Genomic DNA, 17,763 nt, shown 5'->3' on the forward strand with positions numbered 1-17,763 from the left:
CTATTTCATCCAGCGAGCGAACCATTCGGTCATCGCGGCCTCGACCCGGGCGGCGTCGGCGGTCTGTGGGGCGGCGTCGTCACCAGGCGGTTCGGCCAGCGCGTGGGCCATGCCGGGGATGGTCACCAGCGAGACCCGGTCAGCCGGGAGTACGTCGCGGCTGAGCGTCTGCCACAGCTTCTCGGCCGGCTCGGTGACCGCCGGCGTGTCCTTCTCCCCCACGATGATCCGTACGGCGGCCGCCTTCGGCCCGAACTCCGCGGCGCGCGCGAGCAGATCCCAGCGCGCCGCGATCTTCCGCGCGGTGTCGTGCCAGTCGTACGTGACGCCGAACAACTTCTCGTTGGCCGCGACGATCGAGGCCAACTGCACCATCGGACTCACGACGGCCAAGGCGGACACCTCGACATCGGTCTCCAGCAAGGAAAGCATGGCGACACCGGAGCCGGACGATCCACCGAACATGCCGATCGGCCGCTCGTCGACACCGAGCTGCGAGCGTACGGCGGCCAGCGCGGCCGGAAACTCCGCGACCGCCTGCTCGACCATCGCGCCGTAGTTGTTGACGACCGCGTCCTCGTACGCGAGCCGCATGACCTCGTCGTGGCCGCCGGCCGGCAGCCGGCTGCCGTGCAGCGGCAGGCCGAAGTAGACCCGCCAGGCCGGCAGCTGCGCCATCGGCAGCGCGGCGGCCATCGCGGCCTCGGTACGCGGTGGATCGGAGAGGTGCCAGCCGACGATCAGGCTGGGGTTGTCGCCGGTGTCGTGCGGCGGCAAAGCGAGATACGGCACTCCGGCCGCGGTTCCAGTCATCATGTCGACGATCCAATCGCCATAAGTATCCGCTGGCCAACAGCCATCTGGCGGCAGTGACAACCTATGGTTGTCGAGTGGACGTCGATCTCGGCCAGGTGCGAGCGTTCGTCGCGGTCGCCGACCAGCTGCACTTCGGCCACGCGGCGGCCCGGCTGTTCCTCACGCAGCAGGCGCTGTCGAAGCGGGTCAAGCGGCTGGAGCAGGTGGTCGGCGCCGAGCTGTTCACCAGGACCGTACGGTCGGTCGCGCTCACGCCGGCCGGAGAGCGGTTTCTGCCATACGCGCGCGACCTGCTGGCGATCGCCGACGCCGCCGCGAAGGCGGTACGCGCGAGCCTGCCGCCGCTGCGCGTCGACGTGTGGGGCCAGGTGCATCCGCCGATGCGGATGGTCCGCGAGATCGGCAGCGAGGCGGCGATCTCGTACAGCATGCGCCGCAACGACCAGCACGCGCTCACCGCGCTGCGCCGCGGCGAGCTCGATCTCGCCTTCGTCGGCGCGGCGTCGGCGCAGCCGGACGGCGTGCTGACTTTCGCCAGGCTCTGCGAGGAGCCGATGGCCGCGCTCGTCCACGTCGACAACCGGCTGGCGTCACTGGAGGTCTGCACGGTCGACGACCTGCGCGCCACCGGCCTGTGGTTTCCCGACCTCTCGGTCGTTCCCGAGCTGGAGCGGTTTTTCCATGAGTACGCCCAAAACGCCGGCATTCCGTACCAGGTCGGCGAGGCCAACCTGAGCCTGCGCGACGGACTCGCGGTCATGGCGGACAGACCGGAGCTGGTGACCGTGCTCGGAGCCGACTGGGATCTCGGCGACGTGCCGATGCTGCGCCGCGTGCCGCTCGAGCCGGCGCCGGCCTACGAGTGGTGGATGGCCTGGCGTACGCGCGACCGCAATCCGGCGCTGGCCGCGCTCCTCAGCCGGCTACGCTAGCTGACAGGGTCGTACGACCCGGCGACTTTCCTTGAGCAGCAACGAAAGCAGCGGATTGGCGCTGTGCAGTGGCCAGGCCAGCGCGAGCTGCAGCGGCGCCGCATCGATCAGCGGCAGCCAGGTCAGTCGCGGATACGGGAAGTAGGTGGCGGTGGAGGCCGGCGCGATCCAGCTGCCGCGGCCGGCGGCGACCAGCTGCAGGCACTCCTCCGGCGTACGCCCCTCCGGGCCGACGACCGCGCCACGGCCGTCCGGCCGCGGATCGATGAACCAGAACCGTACGACCGCCTCCGGCATGCCATGGCGCGGTCCGACGATCGGCTCGTCGGCGAGGTCGGCGATGCTCAGCTCGCCGCGACCGGCCAGCGGATGGTCCGGGTGCAGCGCGACCATCCGCGGCTCGTCGATCAGCACATGACAGGTGAAGCGCGGGTCGTCGCCGATCGGCAGCCACAGGAACGCGGCGTCGGCGGCACCGCTGGCCAGCGACGCCAACTCGTCCGGCAGCGTGTTCATGGCCAGCGGTTCGATCACGATGTCCGGCGCGTCCTTGCGCATCGCGGTTTCCACATCCGGCAGGAAATGCGCCGTGCTCTGGGCTTTGAACGCGATCCGCAGCCGGCCGGAGCGGCCCTCGCCGACCAGACGTGCCTCGCTCAGCATGGTCTCGGCCGCCTCCACCAGCGCGGCCCCCTGCTTGGCCACCACCTCGCCGGCCGGGGTCAGCTCGACGCCTTGCGCGTGCCTGCGCAGCAGTGGCGTGCCGACGATCCGCTCGAGCTGGCGGATCTGTCCGCTGACCGCCTGTTGCGTCATGCTGAGCCGGCTGGCCGCGCGGGTCATGCTGCCCTCCTCGGCCACCGCGAGAAGCGCGTCCACGAGCCGCAGACTCAGATCCACGCCGCAATCTTGCCACAACGTCCGCTTGTCGCGGTCCCCGAGAATCGTTGTTTCCGCATCGGTCGTCACCGCCGGATCATGAATACATGTCGCTCGAAGGAAAAACCGCGTTGGTCACCGGTTCGTCGAAAGGACTCGGCCGCGCCATCGTCGGCAAGCTCGCGTCCCAGGGCGCCAACGTCGTCATCAACTATTCGCGGGACAAGGCCGCCGCCGACCAGGTACGCGACGAGGTCGCCAGCAAAGCGCTGACCGTACGCGCCGACGTGTCCAATGTGGACGACATCCAGCGGCTTTTCGCCGAGGCCGTCGACGAATTCGGCGGCATCGACATCGTGGTCGCCAACGCCGGCAGGGAAAAGGTCAACATCCCGGTCGCCGAGGTGACCGAGGAGGATTTCGACCAGCTCTTCCTGATCAACACCAAGGGACCGTACTTCGTGCTGCGCGAGGCCGCGCGCCGGATCGCGGACAACGGTCGCATCATCAACATTTCCTCCAACACCACGACCGTTCCACAGGAAGGCGTCGGTCTTTACGGCACCAGCAAGGTCGCTTCCGGCTATCTCGTCCGCGTGCTGGCGCTGGAGCTGGGCCATCGCGGTGTCACCGCCAACTCGATCGTCCCAGGACCGATCGACGGAGCCGGTATTTTCACCGATCCGGCCAACGACGCATACAAACGGAGCCTGATCGACATGGTGCCGATCGGCCGGCTCGGCACGGCGCGGGACGTGGCGGAGATCGCCGCTTTCCTGGCCTCCGACGCCGGCGGCCTGATCACCGGACAGCAGATCGTCGCCGATGGCGGAATGCATTGAAGGAGAGTTTCATGAAAGCAGTTCAAGCACAGACGGCCGGAGCGCCGTTCGTCGTCACCGAGCTGGACGTGCCGGAGCCGAAACGCGACCAGGTGCGGGTGAAGGTCGCCGCCTGCGGCATCTGCGGTGGCGACGCGATCCCCCGGCTCGGCCTGTTCGGCGTCCAGCTGCCGCGCGTGCCCGGCCACGAGATCGCCGGTGTCGTCGACGCGGTCGGCGAGGACGTACGGCTGTGGAAGGCTGGCGACCGTGTCGGCGTCGGCTGGTCCGGCGGCAGCGACCTGACCTGCGAGTTCTGTCGGCGCGGCGACTTCACCAACTGCGTCGGCCGGACCATCGTGGGCACCTCGTACGACGGCGGCTACGCCGAATACATGGTCGCGCCGCAGGACGCCGTCGCGCGCATCCCCGACGGCCTGGAGTTCGCCGAGGTTGCGCCGCTGATGTGCGGCGGCATCACCGCCTTCAACGCGCTGCGCCACTCGCCGGCCCGTCCCGGTGACACGGTCGCCGTACAAGGTGTCGGCGGTGTCGGCCACCTGGCCATCCAGTTCGCCGACAAAATGGGGTTTCGCACCATCGCTATCAACCGCGGCCGGGAGAAGGAGGAGCTGGCTCGCCGGCTTGGCGCCGACGAATACGTCGACAGCAACGAAGGCAGTGCCGGCGAGGCCGTACGCGGGCACGGCGGCGCGGCCGTCATCCTCGCCACCGTCGACCACGCGGACCTGCAGTCCGACCTGGTCAGCGGCCTGCGGCCGAACGGCAGGCTGATCGTGCTGGAGGGCCAGCAGCCGATCCAGGTGACCGGCCACGCGCTGGCCAACGACCGGATCGACGTCGGCGGCTGGTACAGCGGCGTCGCGGCCGACAGCGAGGACACGCTCAACTTCGCCGTCCTCAAAGGCGTACGGCCGATCGTCGAGACGTTCGCGTTGGAGGAGGCGGAGTACGCCTTCAGCAACCAGAGCAAGATCAACATCCGGCCGGTTCTGCTTACCGGCTGACTGCGGGTAGGTTCGGCTGTGTGAGCGCATCGACCGCGGCCAAACTGATGGTCCAGTGCCTGGAATCCGAAGGCGTCACCGTCGTCTTCGGCATTCCCGGCGAGGAGAACATCCATTTCACCCAGGCATTGGACGCGTCCGGCATCCGCTATGTCCTCACGCGACACGAGCAGGCCGCCTCCTTCATGGCCGAGATGTACGGCCGGGTCACCGGCTCGGCCGGTGTGATGTCGGCGACCCTCGGACCAGGCGCGATCAACCTGCAGCTGGGCGTCGCCGACGCGACCACCAACAGCACGCCGGTGGTCGCGCTGTCCGCGCAGGTCGGCCATGACCGCGACTACAAGGAGTCGCACCAGTTCGTGGACCTGGTGTCGATGTTCGCGCCGATCACCAAATGGTCGGCGAGCATGCCGTCGCCGCGTGCCATCCCGGAGATGTTCCGCAAGGCCTTCAAGGTCGCCGAAACCGAGCGCCCCGGCGCGGTTTACCTTGCCATTCCGGAAGATGTCGACGAAGCCGCCGCCGAGCCGGGGCTGAAACCGTTGCCGCGCAATGTCGTACGCGCCGAGGCTCCGTCGCCGGCGCAGCTGCGGCGTGCCGCCGATCTGTTTCGTCAGGCCAAAAAGCCGATCATCCTGGCCGGCCATGGCGCCGCGCGTAACGACGCCGGCAAGGCGTTGGCAGCGTTCGCCGACCGGTTCGGCGTGCCGGTCGCCACGAGTTTCCACGGCAAAGGCGTCGTGCCGGACGACCATCCGTACGCGATCGGCACGATCGGATTCATGCGGCACGACTATGTCAACTTCGGGTTCGACGACGCCGATCTGGTCATCGCGGTCGGCTATGAGCTGCAGGAGTTCGACCCGGTGCGGATCAATCCGCAGGCGGACAAGAACATCATCCACATCCACCGCTTTCCGGCCGAGGTCGACGCGCATTACTCGATCGACGTCGGCATCGAAGGCGACCTCAGTTCGTCGCTGGACGCACTCGCGGCCCAGTTGGACGGCTATCAGCCACCGACCTGTCCGCCGCCGCGGGTGCGCGCGTTGCTGGACGAGGAACTGCGGCGCGGCGAGGCTGACGACCGGTTTCCGCTGGCACCGCAACGAATTGTCGCCGACACACGCGCCGCGCTCGGCCGCGACGACGTGGTGCTGGTCGACACCGGTGCGCTGAAGATGTGGATGGCGCGGCTCTATCCGACGTACGCGCCCAACACCTGCCTGATCTCCAACGGCCTGTCCACGATGGGCTTCGCGTTGCCAGGAGCGCTCGGCGTACGGCTGGCCAGGCCGCAGACCAAGGTGTTGGCGGCCGTCGGCGACGGCGCTTTTCTCATGCATTCCCAGGAAATCGAGACGGCCGTACGCGAGAACATCCCGCTGGTGGTGCTGGTCTGGGAGGACAACGGCTATGGCCTGATCGAGTGGAAGATGGACCTGGAGCTCGGAAAACACAGCAATGTCGCGTTCGGCAACCCGGATGTCGTGCGATATGCCGGAAGTTTCGGCGCGAAGGGCTATCGGATCGGCTCCGCCGGCGAGCTGTTGCCGACGCTGCGCAAGGCACTGGCCGACGACGGCGTGTCGGTGATCGCGTGCCCGGTGGACTATTCGGAAAACCTGCGGCTGACCACTCGCCTCGGCGAGCTGGACGCCGTTCTGTAAGAAGGAGAGCGCAATGAGTGATGTGGACGGCGGCATCATCGGCCGGATCGACGAGCTGATCGCCGAGGAGCACGAGCTGCGCCGCACCGCGGTCGGCCAGGGCGCGGACGCGGACACGCAGAGCCGGCTCAAGCAGATCGAGGAGCAGCTCGACCAGTGCTGGGACCTGCTCCGCCAGCGCCGGGCCCGCGCCGAGTTCAACCAGGACCCGGACGAGGCCGAGGTGCGTCCGGTCTCCGAGGTCGAGTCCTACCGCCAGTAGCGCCAGCCGCGGCGCGCGATCGGATGCCGCCGTCGCCAGGTTCCCTCATTGGCGACTCTAGACAGAGCGTCTAACGCTGGACACTTCGTCTAGAACGCGCGATCGATGAGCCTCCGGCCCGCGCCGTACAACTTGGGTGAATGGTTGCGTCGCGTAAGCGGCAGCCCCGGCGCGAACGTACTCAAGCAAAGCTCGTCGACAGCGAGAACGGGCAAACCGGACTCCTGAGGCAAGTAATGCTGTTGGGACTACTCGCCAGCCAGCCTCTGGTCAAGACTGATATTGACAGTGAACTGTCAGTTGGCAGTACGCTGTCAGATGTGCGTACCGAGATGAGGCGTGTCCGGAAGGCCGGTCCGGCGGCGATGGCCGAGCTGCAACAACGCCGGTTGCGAGAGCTCGAGGCGTACGCGCGCGAGCACTCCGCCGTCTATCGCGAGCGACCGGCGGTGACCAACAAGAAGCTGCTGATGGAGCACTTCGACGAGTGGGTCACCGATCCGGCGGTGACGCTGGCCAAGGTCAGCGAGTTCGTCAGGGATCCGGAGCTGGCGGGCACACCGTTCCTTGGCACGTACACGGTGGCGACCACCTCCGGCACCACCGGCAGTCCGGGGATTTTCGTCAAGGACAAGCAGGACGTGGCGGTCAATCTGGCGCGCAGCTCGGCGATGATGGCCGGCTGGCTGGATGCCGGCGACCTGGCGAAAATCGTCGCGCGCGGCGGCCGGCTGGCGGTGGTGGCGGCGACCGGCGGGCATTTCATGGTGAGTGCCGGCATCGGCCACCTGCGCGCCAACTGGCTCGCCCGGCGGATGGTGCGGCTGTTCTCGGTGCACGATCCGCTGCCGGAGCTGGTCGCCGCGCTCAACGAGTTCCAGCCGGCGATCCTGATGGGATACGGCAGCCTGATGGCGTCGCTGGCGGCCGAGCAGGAGGCCGGGCGGCTGCACATCTCGCCGGTGTTGGTCGAGCCTGCCGGCGAGGCCGTGCCAAGCCGCGAGCGGATGTCCGCGGCGTTCCAAGCGAAAGTACGCGACACGTACGGCTGCACCGAGTGTCCCTACCTGACCGACGGCTGCGCTCACGGCTGGTATCACGTCAACACCGACTGGGCGATTGTCGAGCCGGTGGACGAAAACTACGAGCCGGTGCCGCCAGGAGTCCAGTCGCACACCGTACTCATCAGCAACCTGGCCAACCACGTCCAGCCGATCCTGCGCTATGACCTCGGCGACAGCGCGCTTTTCCGGCCGGACCGCTGCGAATGCGGCAATCCCCTGCCGGCGCTGCGCGTCCGCGGCCGCGCCGCCAACGTGTTGACTTTCGCCGACGCCACCGGCAATTCCGTGACGATCCCGCCGCTCGCGCTCACCACGCTGGTCGATGCCACTCCTGGCGTACGGCTCTACCAGATCGTCCAGACCGCGCCGGACACGGTCCGCATCCGGCTGCGCGGCGACGCCGTGTCGCAGGTGCAGACCGCGGTGAGCCGTTTCCTCGCCGAGCGCGGACTGGCCGCGGTGAAGGTCGTCATGGCCGACGAGCCGCCGGAGCGGTCCGTCGGCGGCAAGGTGCGGACGGTGGTGCCGCTGTGACCGGCCTCCGCGAGCTGAAGAAGGCACGTACCAAGGCCGAAATCCAGCGCCAGGCCGTGCGTCTGTTCGCCGACCAGGGCTATGCGGAGACGACGATGGAGCAGATCGCGGCCGCCGCGGAGGTCTCACCGAGCACGGTTTTCCGCTATTTCGCGACAAAGGAAGATCTGGTGGCATTCGGCGACTTCGCGCCGCTGATCGAGCTTTTCCAGTCGCAGCCCGCACAGCTGCCGCCACTTGCCGCACTCCGCGTCGCATTCCGCACGGCGTTCGCCAGCCACACCTCGCCGGAGCTGCTCGACAGCCAGCTCGCACTGGTCGTCGCGGTGCCGGAACTGTGGGCCGCGTCCCTGGCGACGATCACCGCGCGCATGGACCTGTTGGCGACGGCGATCGCGCACCGCACCGGCGACGACGCCGACTCGGCCGAGGTGCGTACCATCACCGGCGCCGCACTCGGCGTGTTTTTGGCCGTGGCGTTCGCCAAACGCCGCCAACCAAAGCTGGACATTGCCGCCGCTTTGGACGAATCCTTCGCATTGTTAGCGAACAGTGACCACGCGGACCGTACGACCGCCGGCGAACCGCCGGTCGACTAGCTTTCGGGCACCACTGGTCTCGGAAAACGTTTACTCGCCGCCGCCAATGCGATACAACGTTGTACAACCCGAGGTCGGAGGCCTGCATGAGACTGCTCGCGTACGTGATGGCCGCCTTGCTGGCGGCCACTCTGGTCACCCCGCCGGCGCCGGCGGCGGCACACAGCCGCGGCACGTTCCGCAATCCGGTCGTGCTGAACGCCGCCGATCCGCAGATCAGCTTCACCGGCGGCTATTACTACCTGCTGCGCACCGAAGGCGACGGCATCTCGATCATCCGGTCGGCATCGATCACCGGCCTCAGCGCGGCCACGCCGCACCGCGTCTGGACCGGCTCCGCCGACGCGCCGAGCCGCTGCTGCAACATCTGGGCTCCGGAACTGCACCGGATCAACGGCAAATGGTATGTGTACTACACCGCCGACGACGGCATCATCGACCACCACAACATGCACGTCATCGAGGCCGACACCGACGACCCGCTCGGCACATATCACTACAAAGGCCAGGTGTCGTCCGGAAAGTTCTCCATCGACGGCACGATTCTCCAGCAACCGGACGGGTCGCTCTACCTGCTCTATTCCAAGGCCGACAACCTCGACGTCAACAGCATCGTGATCGCGAAGCTGACCAACCCGTGGACGGCGGTCGAGCCGCCGGTGGAGATCTCCCGGCCGACCAATCCGTGGGAGACGCACATCCGGCCGGTGAACGAGGGACCGTACGTGTTGCGGCACAACGGAAAACTCTTCGTCGTGTTTTCGGTCAGCGCCTGTGAGTCACCGGATTACGCGCTGGCGATGCTGACCTACGTCGGCAGCAACCCGCTCGACCCGGCGGCCTGGAAGAAGTCGACGCCGGTCTTCACCCGCAACGACGCGCACTGGGTTTTCGGTCCGGGACACAACAGTTTCTTCAGCTCGCCGGATGGCCGCGAGGTGTGGAACGCCTATCACGCGGTGACCTCCAGCGACGGCTCGGTGCGCGGAAACTGCGGCGGCGAGCGCTCGACGCGCGTACAGAAGGTGGAGTGGAACGCCGACGGTACGCCAAACTTCGGCACGCCGGCGGCGTCGTGGCAGTCGCTCGCGCTGCCGTCGGGTGACCCCGGCGCGACACCGATCCGGCCGGGTTTCTATCGGTTGACACCGCAAAACAGCAAACCCAACGCGCTGCAAAGCTGCCCATCGGTGAACACCGGCGCGTACACCGGCGACCGCTGTCAGCAGTGGTTCGTGCGGCCGGACGGTTTCGGCTCGTACGCCATCACCTCAGCCGCCACCGGCCAGCCGCTGGCCGTCAAGGGCTGCTCGACGGCCAAGGGGTCCACAGTGGACACCCACTGGGGTTTGCGTTGCCAGTCCTGGTATTTCGACGCGGTCGGCGACGGGTCATACCGGATCAGCAACCGGCAGACCGGCCTGGCGCTCGACGTGGCCGGCTGCTCGGCGGCCGCCGGGTCCACAGTGGACGTCTGGCCGTACTGGGCGACCGGTCCCAACACCTGCCAGCAGTGGCGCCTCGAACCACCGCGAGGGTGACCTTTTGACTTGAGCTTCAACCTCTGGGTTGGTGACTGGTTCCGCGCCACTGGACGCCCGACGGCTGGGTCCTGCTCCGAGAGCTGCCCATCCGGGTCATCGTCGGGCAGTGCAGCGACCAGGTGATGTCCTTCCAGCCATCGGCTGCGGACCGGCTTGGAAGGTGCCATGGCGTCGCCGGTCCCCTGGCCGGGTCCTGCTACAGGCTCAGGTGCAGCAGGATCCGGTCGGTGGCGTTGCGTACGTCCACCGAGGAGATGTCGGTGGTGGTCAGCCAGGTCGGCGCGACCACGTTGGTGATCTCCTGGCCTGGCTTGGCGGTCCAGCTGCCGACCTGGTCGGTGCGACCGCGGCGGTCGGTCACCGTCAGTTTGTACCAGCCGGCCGGGTATTTCCGGCCGGTCCCCTCGCTGCAGTGCATCCGGATCTCGGTGCCCCAGTCGTAGTTGGTCAGCTGCACGGTGGCGCGGATCGGCGAGTCGCCGACCGGCTCCATCGCGACCCCCTGCGCCTGCGGCGGTCCGTCCTGCAGATTCGGGATCGTCACGCCGATCACCAGCACCAGCACGACCAGCAGCGCGGCCGCGGTCGCGGTGAGACCACCGAACCACCAGACGCGCTTTCGCCGGTCGCGGGACACCTTTCTCAGCAGCAGCGGCAACACCTGCGCCGGCTCCGGCTCCTGGAAGCCCGAGGACTCCACCGCCGAGACCGGTACGCCGGCGAGCATGCCCGGCATGCCGGCCAGCTCCTGCACCGCCTTGGCGCAGATGTCGCATTCGGCCAGATGTTGTTCGTACGCGCGCCGGTCGGTGGACGACAAGGCCCCCAACACGTAGGCGGCGTCGAAGGTGGCGAACTCGTCGTGCGTACTCATCCGCTCACCCCCATTTCCTGCAGTGCCAACCGTAACGCCCGCAACGCGTAATGCGTGCGAGATTTCACTGTCCCCTCAGGGATTCCGAGCCGGTGTGCGGCTTCCGCGACGGAATGTCCGCGGTAGTAGCACTCCAACAGGACCTCTCGATGTGCCTTCGGCAGCTGGTTGATCGCGTCGGCCACCAACCACGACTGCAGTGCCTTGTCCGTCTGGTCCTCGATCGGGACCTCCGGCACCTCGGCGGTGGCGATCTCGTCGCGGTTGCGCCGCGAACGCCACTCGTCTATCACGATCCGGCGCGCCACCGTGAACAGCCACGCGCGCGCCGAACCGCGTGTCTGGTCGAGCACCTGCGGGTTGCGCCAGGCCCGCAGCATCGTCTCCTGCATCACGTCCTCGGCGCGGCCGCGGTCGCCGGTGATCCGCAGCGCGTACGACCAGAGCGCGGAGCCGTGCTCGGCGTGCAGCGCTCTCATCAGATCGACTTCATCGCTCGATCCCACATCACTCCTCGGCCTCGCACGCATTATCGGCTCATGCGCGGACCAATGCACGCGCGCGCTGCCATCTCAGGACGAGAAGTGCGAGCGCGCCGACGAGTCCGATCACCTCGGCCACCACGCTGATCGTCTCCTGCGACCCGGCGCCGGTCTCGCGGAACCCGAACAACCCCACCGTGGTCGACACGTACAACGCCACCAGGCTGACCGCGTTGAAGCCGAACGCGATGAAGGCCGGCAGCCAGTGTCGCCACACCAACATCGCGACCCCGATCACCAGGCCGGCCACCGCGTTGACCACGAACAGCGGTCCGACCGCCGGAATGCCGGCGAAACCGGCAAAATACAGAGCCAGATGCACGTCCGCCGACATGAGTACGGCCGCCACGGTCACCCCGCGCACGACGTTGTCCGCTGTGTGGAAGGCGGCCGATTCCGCTCGCGTCCTTGTCATGCCTAAGGATACGGACGGCGGTTACAAACGGTTCAGCTGAACCATCCGCGTCCCGGTTTCGTGTGTACGGCGGTAGGCGTACCAACCGAGAGGCTCTACCAATCCGAGAGGCAGAGTGATGTCCGACTTCGAGTTCTCCCGCCGCAGGATGATCGCCGGCACCGCGCTGGCGGTCGGCAGCAGCGCCGTACTCACCGCCTGCGGCGGCGGCACCACCACCCCGTCCAGCCCGCCCACCACCGGCGGCGCACCGGAACCGACCGGCGCGGCCAACAGCTCAGGTGGCGGCAGCGGCGGCGGACAGGCGCTGGCGAAACTTTCGGACATCCCGGTCGGCCAGGCCATCTCCACCAAGACCCCGGACGGCCGTACGGTCATCGTCGCGCAACCGACCGCCGGCACCGCCGTGGCCTTCAGCGCCACCTGCACCCACATGGGGTGCACGGTCGCGCCGGTCGGCAAACAGCTGAACTGCCCGTGCCACGGCTCACAGTTCGACGCGACCACCGGCAAGGTCCTGCAGGGGCCAGCCGCGCGACCACTGTCCACTGTGGACGTACACGTCGCCGACGGCAACGTCGTGGCCGGCAAGGCATAGTGCTGGGAAAGCCGGAGCCGGGTGTGCCGTTTGGGGCGTGTCGCTGCCACCTAGACCGTGCGGTCCCGGCCGGCGAAAACCCCGAAGACCGCGCAAACCAACGTAACGACAATTAGCGCCATCAGTGGCACCGTCCACCCTCCGGAAACCACATGTAGCGCACCAAAAATCAGTGGCCCGACAGCAGCGATGAGATAGCCGATGGACTGAGCCATGCCAGAAAGAGCCGCCGCGCCGGCTGGGTTGGCGGCGCGGAGGCTGAAGAAGGAGAGCGCGACGACGAGACAGCCACCGGCACCGAGGCCGGAGATGCTGACCCAGAGTGCGGCCAGGGACGGCGCGAAGATCAGGCCAACGTAACCGACGACGGCGGCCAGTGCCACGCCGCTGGCGAAAGCGCGTTGGCTGCGCATTTTCCGCAGCAGCAAAGGACCGCCGATGTACGTGGCGAGTGACACCGCCTGGTAGAGGAAGACCAGGAACCCGGCCTGCACGGGAGAGTAACCGGAGTCGGTCAGCAGAGTCGGCAGCCAGCCGATGCAGACATAGAACCCAAACGACTGCAGGCCCATGAACAGGGTGACCTGCCAGGCAAGCGCCGACCGCCACGGCGTACGTGCCTGATGCCCGGCCGAGCTGGAGCCGGCCTCACCACCTCGCCACTGCGGGATCCACAGCAACAGAGCCAGAACAGCGATCCCGGCCCAGCAGGCCAACGCCAACCGCCAGCCGCCGGCGGATGCCGCGATCGGGGCGGAAACACCGGATCCGATCGCCGCCACACCGGACATCGTCGCCGCGTAGATGCCGGTCACCAACGTGATCTCGGCCGGAAAATGGTGCTTCACGACGCTCGGCAACAGCACGTTGCCGGCCGAGATCGCCACGCTCAGCACCAAAGTGCCGGCGAACAACGCGATCACCGACGGCGTCGACCGTAACAACAGGCCGGCGATGAGGACGATCAGGGCGATTCCGAGTACGCGCTCCACGCCGTAACGACGGCCGATCGCCGCCAACGGCACCGATGACAGGCCGAAAGCGACCAGCGGCGTCGCGTTGAGCAGGCCGAGAGAATTCGTCGTCAGGCCGGTGTCGGCGGACAGCCAGGGCAGCACCGGCCCGACCGCTGTCAGCGGCGCGCGCAGATTGGCCGCCAGCAACAAAACACCGGCCAGGACCAGCGCGCCACGCAACCACCGGGTCCGCCGGTCGGGCTGTTTTTCCGTCAGCGAGGTCAATTTTCCACGAAGATGTCCGGAGCCAGGTCCGGCCCGCCGCCATACTTCGACAGGTCGGTGACACCGGCCTCGGCGAGCACGTCGGTGTCGATGTAGGTGTTGCCGGTGGCCTCGGTCGACGGCCGCGACAGGATTTCCACGGCCGCGTCCGCGACGATGTCCGGCGTACGCGCGCGGGCCATCGCCTCGTCGCCGCCGAGCAGGTTCTGCACCGCCGCGGTGGCGATGATCGTGCGCGGCCACAGGCAGTTGGCGGCGATCCCGTCACCGCGGAACTCCTCGGCCCAGCCCAGCGTCAGCAGGCTCATGCCGTATTTCGACAGCGTGTAAGCCGGATGACCGCCCAGCCACTCCGGTTTCAGGCCGACCGGCGGCGACAGCGTCAGGATGTGCGGATTGGTCGTGCCGCGCATGTGCGGCACACACGCGCGGGTCAGCAGAAACGTGCCGCGTACGTTGATCTGCTGCATCAGGTCGAACCGCTTCACCGGCAGCTCGACCGTGCCGAGCAGGTTGATCGCGCTCGCGTTGTTGACGCAGAAGTCGACGCCGCCGAAACGCTCGACAGCCTCGTCGACGGCGCGCTGCACGTCTTCCTCACGGCGTACGTCACCGACCACCGCGTGCGCCTGCCCGCCGGCCTCCTCGATCTCGGCGGCGGCGGTGTGCACGGTGCCGGGCAGCCGCGGATCCGGCTCGCCGGTTTTCGCGAGCAGCACGACGTTGGCGCCACGCCGGCCGGCGGCGACCGCGATCGCCAGTCCGATTCCCCGGCTGCCACCGGACATCACCATCGTCCGGCCGGTCCAGTCCTGTTCCGCCATGACGGTCATCCTTACTCACCGGTACGGCCGGCGGTCGGCACGAGTGGCGCACCTCACGTGCCTACCATCGCAGACATGCCTGAGATCCGACTCCTCGCCACCGGCGGCACGATCGCGAGCCGCGCCGGCGCCAACGGCCGCTATGCCGCCGCCACCGGTGCCGAGCTGCTCACCAACACCGCGCTGCCCGACGACGTGCGGGTGTCGGTGCGCGACGTCGCCACGATCGCGAGTTTCGCCTGGCGGTCCGAGGAGTTGCGTACGCTGCGACGGCACATCGACCAGGCACTGGCCGACCCGGAGGTGGCCGGCATCGTCGTCACACACGGCACCGACACGATGGAGGAAGTCTCGTTCCTGATCTCGCTCGGTCACGGCGATCCGCGGCCGATCGTGTTCACCGGCGCGCAGCGTACGCTCGACGACCCGGCCGCCGACGGGCCGGCCAACCTGTCCGACGCGGTCGCGCTCGCCGCCCATCCGGCCGCTCGCGAGCGCGGGGTCCTGCTGTGTTTCGACGGTCATGCGTACGCGGCCCGCGGCGTCCGCAAGGTCGACACGCTCAGCACGCACGGCTTCGACGCGCCCGGCCGCGGACCGGCATTGCGCGTCGCCGCCGGCCGGATCATTCCGCTGACCGCGCCGGCGCGGCCACCGGCGCTGCCGATCACCGCCGACTCGGCGATCCCGCGCGTCGACGTGATTCCGCTCTATCTCGGCGCCGACACCACCCTTTTCGACGCGGCGTTGGCGGCCGGCGCGAGAGGTCTCGTGCTCGCGGCTTTCGGTGCTGGCAACGCGAATCCGGAAATCCTGGAAGCCGTACGACAAGCCGTCGCCGACGGCGTCGCCGTACTCGTCTGCTCACGTGTCCACAGTGGACCGGTGGCGCCGCTCTACGGCGGCGGAGGCGGCGCGTCGCTGGCCGAGGCGGGCGCGCTTTTCGGTGTGGACCTGAGTCCGTGGCAGGGCCGCATGTTGCTCGCCGCCGCGATCGCCTCCACTCCGGACGCCGCGAAGACCGTCGCGGATTGGCTCGCCGTGCCATGATCGGCAGGTGAAGCTGACCAAACTCGGACATGCCTGCGTACGGCTGGAAAAAGACGATCGGGTGATCGTGATCGATCCCGGCATTTTCAGCCAGGAAACGGACGCGCTGGACGGCGTCGACGCCGTTCTCATCACCCACGAGCACGACGACCACCTCGACGCCGAGCGGGTCGGCCGCGCGATGGCCGGCAATCCGGAGCTGCGCGTCTATGCCAACGCCGCGGTCGCGGAAAGCTATCCGGAGCTGGCCATCGAGCGGATCGGCGCCGGCGACCGGTTCACCGCCGCCGGTTTCGACGTGCGGGTCCACGGAGAATGGCACGCCGCCGGCCATCCTGACGACGACATCGCGGCCAACTGCGGTTTTCTCGTCGATGGCGAGGTTTTTCATCCGGGCGACTCGCTCACCGTGCCGGAAGATCGCGTGTCGACGCTGCTGCTCCCGTGCGACGCGCCATGGCTCAAAGGCGCCGAAATGGTCGCCTACCTGCGAGAAATCGCACCGCCACGCGCATACGCGATCCACGACGCGTACGTGTCGCAGATCGGCATGGAGCGGATCGTGGGCGGCTGGCTGGAGTATGAGGCGGAGCGGGCCGGCGCGGACATCCGGCCGCTCAAGCCAGGAGAGACGGTCGACCTCTAGGGCGTGTCTCCGCTTCCAGCGTCGGCTCTTTCCGCCATTGCGGGAATGCAGCGAGGTCTCCACAGCAAGATTGACGCGGTCATCGACGGTGAACCCGAGAGAGAATCCGACTCCGGCGCGGCGCAGTTCGGCGGCGAAGATCTTGCTGGCCCCGGCCGAGTCGGTGCGCATCAGCACCCGCGGCCCATCCGGATCATCGGGGGGCCGGGCCGCCTCGGGCAACGCGGCCAACGTCAGTTTCAGGAGTTCGACGTGGTCGGCGGCGGTGTTGGAGCCCGCGTTGCCCGGACGCAGGATGGCCGCCAATGCCTCCCCACCCGCGATTTCCGGCCGATCCAGAAACGTCATCAACGGATGGAAACCCCAGGTATGTTTCCAGGTAGCGGCCGCGTTTTCCTTGTCCGAATGGGCGACCGCGATGGTCGCGTCAGCGTCGATGATCAACTCCGCGGTCAGGTCCGGGCCAGCACCGGCTGCCCACGCCTGCTCCCGCGCTGCCGCCCGGGCCACGGCCACCGCCGCCAGGTGCTGGCCGTCGATACGTTCCAGCAGCCGCCAGGCGGTCGGCATCGAGGCAACCTGCCCAAACAACGTGCCACGATCCCGCAGCACCTCGATTCCGGTCACCGTCTTCGCGCCGGCGTGCGACACCAGCCCCTTACCCGACCCATCAACCTTGACCCGCCGACCACGCTTGCCACTCTCCATCTACGGAGTGCCTTCCCGTCAGCGAACACTGGACCTTCGACAAGCCCAGCTTCCCTTACAGGACAGGCACTTCCGTGCATTTCAAGCCGGTGTCACACCTTCAGCATGAAACACCTGGGCTAGTGTCTCGAGTCCGAAACTCGGGACACTAGAATCTCGCCGTGCGATGGACGGTGCGTTCCGAGCAAGAGCTCTACGCCGACGAATGGCTCGACATCCGGCTCGCCGATGTCGAGCTGCCAGACGGAAAACGCCTGTCGCACCGGCTGATCCGGACGGCCGCCGGCGCCGGCACAGTCATCGCCAACGACCGCGGCGAGGTGCTGTTGCTGTGGCGCCACCGGTTCATCACCGACGTGTGGGGTTGGGAAATCCCGATCGGCATGGTCGAGCCCGGGGAGGATCCGCTGCGGGCGGCGGCGCGCGAGGCCGAGGAGGAGACCGGCTGGCGGCCGGTCGGGCTGCGACCGCTGCTCACACTCCAGCCGTCCGCCGGCATCACCGACTCCGTCCACCATATTTTCTTTGCTTCCAACGCGGTTCACGTTGGTGAGCCGACCGATCCGTACGAGGCCGAGCGGGTTGAATGGATCGCGCTCGCCGACGTGCCGGCGCTGATCGGACGCGGTGAGATCGTCAGCAGCACGACGATCAGCGCGCTGCTTTACGCCTCCGCGAGCAGATCCGGGTGAGCCGTGGCAGGCTAGCGCCAT

At 67.9% G+C, this 17,763-nt stretch carries 19 protein-coding genes and 2 pseudogenes; 13 read left to right on the plus strand and 8 right to left on the minus strand.

Translation table 11 applies throughout. From position 1 onward, the window contains the following. A complete protein-coding gene (locus GNX95_RS13550) occupies positions 1-816 on the minus strand; it encodes an alpha/beta hydrolase family protein (RefSeq protein ID WP_187369630.1) in 816 nt (271 codons plus the stop codon). 74 nt (positions 817-890) lie between these two features. Between GNX95_RS13550 and GNX95_RS13555 the strand changes: the two genes are divergently transcribed. Next, positions 891-1,748 (plus strand): LysR family transcriptional regulator, encoded by an 858-nt coding sequence (locus tag GNX95_RS13555; RefSeq protein WP_163507433.1) that lies wholly within the window; start codon positions 891-893, stop codon positions 1,746-1,748. Here the strand turns inward: GNX95_RS13555 and GNX95_RS13560 are convergent. Continuing rightward, positions 1,740-2,648, minus strand: coding sequence for a LysR family transcriptional regulator (locus tag GNX95_RS13560; protein WP_163507434.1), 909 nt, complete (start codon positions 2,646-2,648; stop codon positions 1,740-1,742). The two genes, GNX95_RS13555 and GNX95_RS13560, sit on opposite strands and share 9 nt — an antisense overlap. Positions 2,649-2,734: 86 nt before the next feature. Between GNX95_RS13560 and GNX95_RS13565 the strand changes: the two genes are divergently transcribed. From GNX95_RS13565 to GNX95_RS44285, 8 genes and pseudogenes are all read left to right on the plus strand, one after another. After that, a complete protein-coding gene (locus tag GNX95_RS13565) occupies positions 2,735-3,469 on the plus strand; it encodes an SDR family NAD(P)-dependent oxidoreductase (protein ID WP_163507435.1) in 735 nt (244 codons plus the stop codon). An 11-nt stretch (positions 3,470-3,480) separates the two neighbouring features. Beyond that, complete coding sequence (locus tag GNX95_RS13570; RefSeq protein WP_163507436.1) at positions 3,481-4,476, plus strand: alcohol dehydrogenase catalytic domain-containing protein; 996 nt, start codon at positions 3,481-3,483, stop codon at positions 4,474-4,476. A 20-nt stretch (positions 4,477-4,496) separates the two neighbouring features. Continuing rightward, a complete protein-coding gene (locus GNX95_RS13575) occupies positions 4,497-6,149 on the plus strand; it encodes an acetolactate synthase large subunit (RefSeq protein WP_281356902.1) in 1,653 nt (550 codons plus the stop codon). A 13-nt stretch (positions 6,150-6,162) separates the two neighbouring features. After that, positions 6,163-6,411 (plus strand): DUF2630 family protein, encoded by a 249-nt coding sequence (locus GNX95_RS13580; RefSeq protein WP_163507437.1) that lies wholly within the window; start codon positions 6,163-6,165, stop codon positions 6,409-6,411. 332 nt (positions 6,412-6,743) lie between these two features. Next, positions 6,744-8,009, plus strand: coding sequence for a phenylacetate--CoA ligase family protein (locus GNX95_RS13585; RefSeq protein WP_163507438.1), 1,266 nt, complete (start codon positions 6,744-6,746; stop codon positions 8,007-8,009). Beyond that, a complete protein-coding gene (locus tag GNX95_RS13590) occupies positions 8,006-8,608 on the plus strand; it encodes a TetR/AcrR family transcriptional regulator (protein WP_163507439.1) in 603 nt (200 codons plus the stop codon). The genes GNX95_RS13585 and GNX95_RS13590 overlap by 4 nt, the downstream gene beginning before the upstream one ends. Before the next feature lie 107 nt (positions 8,609-8,715). After that, a pseudogene (locus GNX95_RS13595) lies at positions 8,716-9,933 on the plus strand (family 43 glycosylhydrolase); the annotation flags it as partial. Between the two features lie 75 nt (positions 9,934-10,008). Beyond that, positions 10,009-10,149: an RICIN domain-containing protein gene (locus tag GNX95_RS44285; RefSeq protein ID WP_425483896.1), complete on the plus strand. Its 141-nt coding sequence runs from the start codon at positions 10,009-10,011 to the stop codon at positions 10,147-10,149. Positions 10,150-10,348: 199 nt separating this feature from the next. On the opposite strand, the gene GNX95_RS13600 is transcribed toward GNX95_RS44285, so the two are convergent. From GNX95_RS13600 to GNX95_RS13610, 3 genes are read right to left on the minus strand one after another with little or no spacing between them, the layout of a single operon-like run. Next, positions 10,349-11,026: an anti-sigma factor family protein gene (locus GNX95_RS13600; protein ID WP_163507441.1), complete on the minus strand. Its 678-nt coding sequence runs from the start codon at positions 11,024-11,026 to the stop codon at positions 10,349-10,351. Beyond that, positions 11,023-11,556: a sigma-70 family RNA polymerase sigma factor gene (locus GNX95_RS13605; protein WP_163507442.1), complete on the minus strand. Its 534-nt coding sequence runs from the start codon at positions 11,554-11,556 to the stop codon at positions 11,023-11,025. Before GNX95_RS13605 ends, GNX95_RS13600 begins: the two co-directional genes overlap by 4 nt. Before the next feature lie 7 nt (positions 11,557-11,563). Then, positions 11,564-11,983: a hypothetical protein gene (locus GNX95_RS13610; RefSeq protein ID WP_163507443.1), complete on the minus strand. Its 420-nt coding sequence runs from the start codon at positions 11,981-11,983 to the stop codon at positions 11,564-11,566. A gap of 118 nt (positions 11,984-12,101) precedes the next feature. Here GNX95_RS13610 and GNX95_RS13615 point away from each other — a divergent pair, with 118 nt between their 5' ends. After that, positions 12,102-12,581, plus strand: a complete 480-nt coding sequence (locus GNX95_RS13615; protein ID WP_187369631.1) for a QcrA and Rieske domain-containing protein — start codon at positions 12,102-12,104, stop codon at positions 12,579-12,581. 50 nt (positions 12,582-12,631) lie between these two features. On the opposite strand, the gene GNX95_RS13620 is transcribed toward GNX95_RS13615, so the two are convergent. Beyond that, a complete protein-coding gene (locus tag GNX95_RS13620) occupies positions 12,632-13,822 on the minus strand; it encodes an MFS transporter (RefSeq protein ID WP_163507444.1) in 1,191 nt (396 codons plus the stop codon). Then, positions 13,819-14,646 carry an SDR family oxidoreductase gene (locus GNX95_RS13625; RefSeq protein WP_163507445.1) on the minus strand — a complete coding sequence of 276 codons (828 nt, stop codon included), beginning with the start codon at positions 14,644-14,646 and terminating at the stop codon, positions 13,819-13,821. Before GNX95_RS13625 ends, GNX95_RS13620 begins: the two co-directional genes overlap by 4 nt. 75 nt (positions 14,647-14,721) lie before the next feature. Between GNX95_RS13625 and GNX95_RS13630 the strand changes: the two genes are divergently transcribed. Together GNX95_RS13630 and GNX95_RS13635 are read left to right on the plus strand one after the other, a co-directional pair. Then, positions 14,722-15,696 (plus strand): asparaginase, encoded by a 975-nt coding sequence (locus GNX95_RS13630; RefSeq protein ID WP_163507446.1) that lies wholly within the window; start codon positions 14,722-14,724, stop codon positions 15,694-15,696. 7 nt (positions 15,697-15,703) lie between these two features. After that, entirely contained in the window at positions 15,704-16,342 is a 639-nt protein-coding gene (locus tag GNX95_RS13635) for an MBL fold metallo-hydrolase (RefSeq protein WP_163507447.1), read from the plus strand. 30 nt (positions 16,343-16,372) lie between these two features. Here GNX95_RS13635 and GNX95_RS44290 read toward each other — a convergent pair. Further along, positions 16,373-17,050, minus strand: a pseudogene (locus GNX95_RS44290) (transposase); the annotation flags it as partial. A 161-nt stretch (positions 17,051-17,211) separates the two neighbouring features. Between GNX95_RS44290 and GNX95_RS13645 the strand changes: the two are divergent. Then, the gene (locus GNX95_RS13645) at positions 17,212-17,742 is read left to right on the plus strand and encodes an NUDIX hydrolase (RefSeq protein WP_163507448.1); all 531 of its coding nucleotides are present in this window, start codon (positions 17,212-17,214) and stop codon (positions 17,740-17,742) included. The last annotated feature ends 21 nt before the right edge of the window (positions 17,743-17,763 follow it).

It is taken from the genome of Fodinicola acaciae, from assembly GCF_010993745.1.
Taxonomy (GTDB): domain Bacteria; phylum Actinomycetota; class Actinomycetes; order Mycobacteriales; family HKI-0501; genus Fodinicola; species Fodinicola acaciae.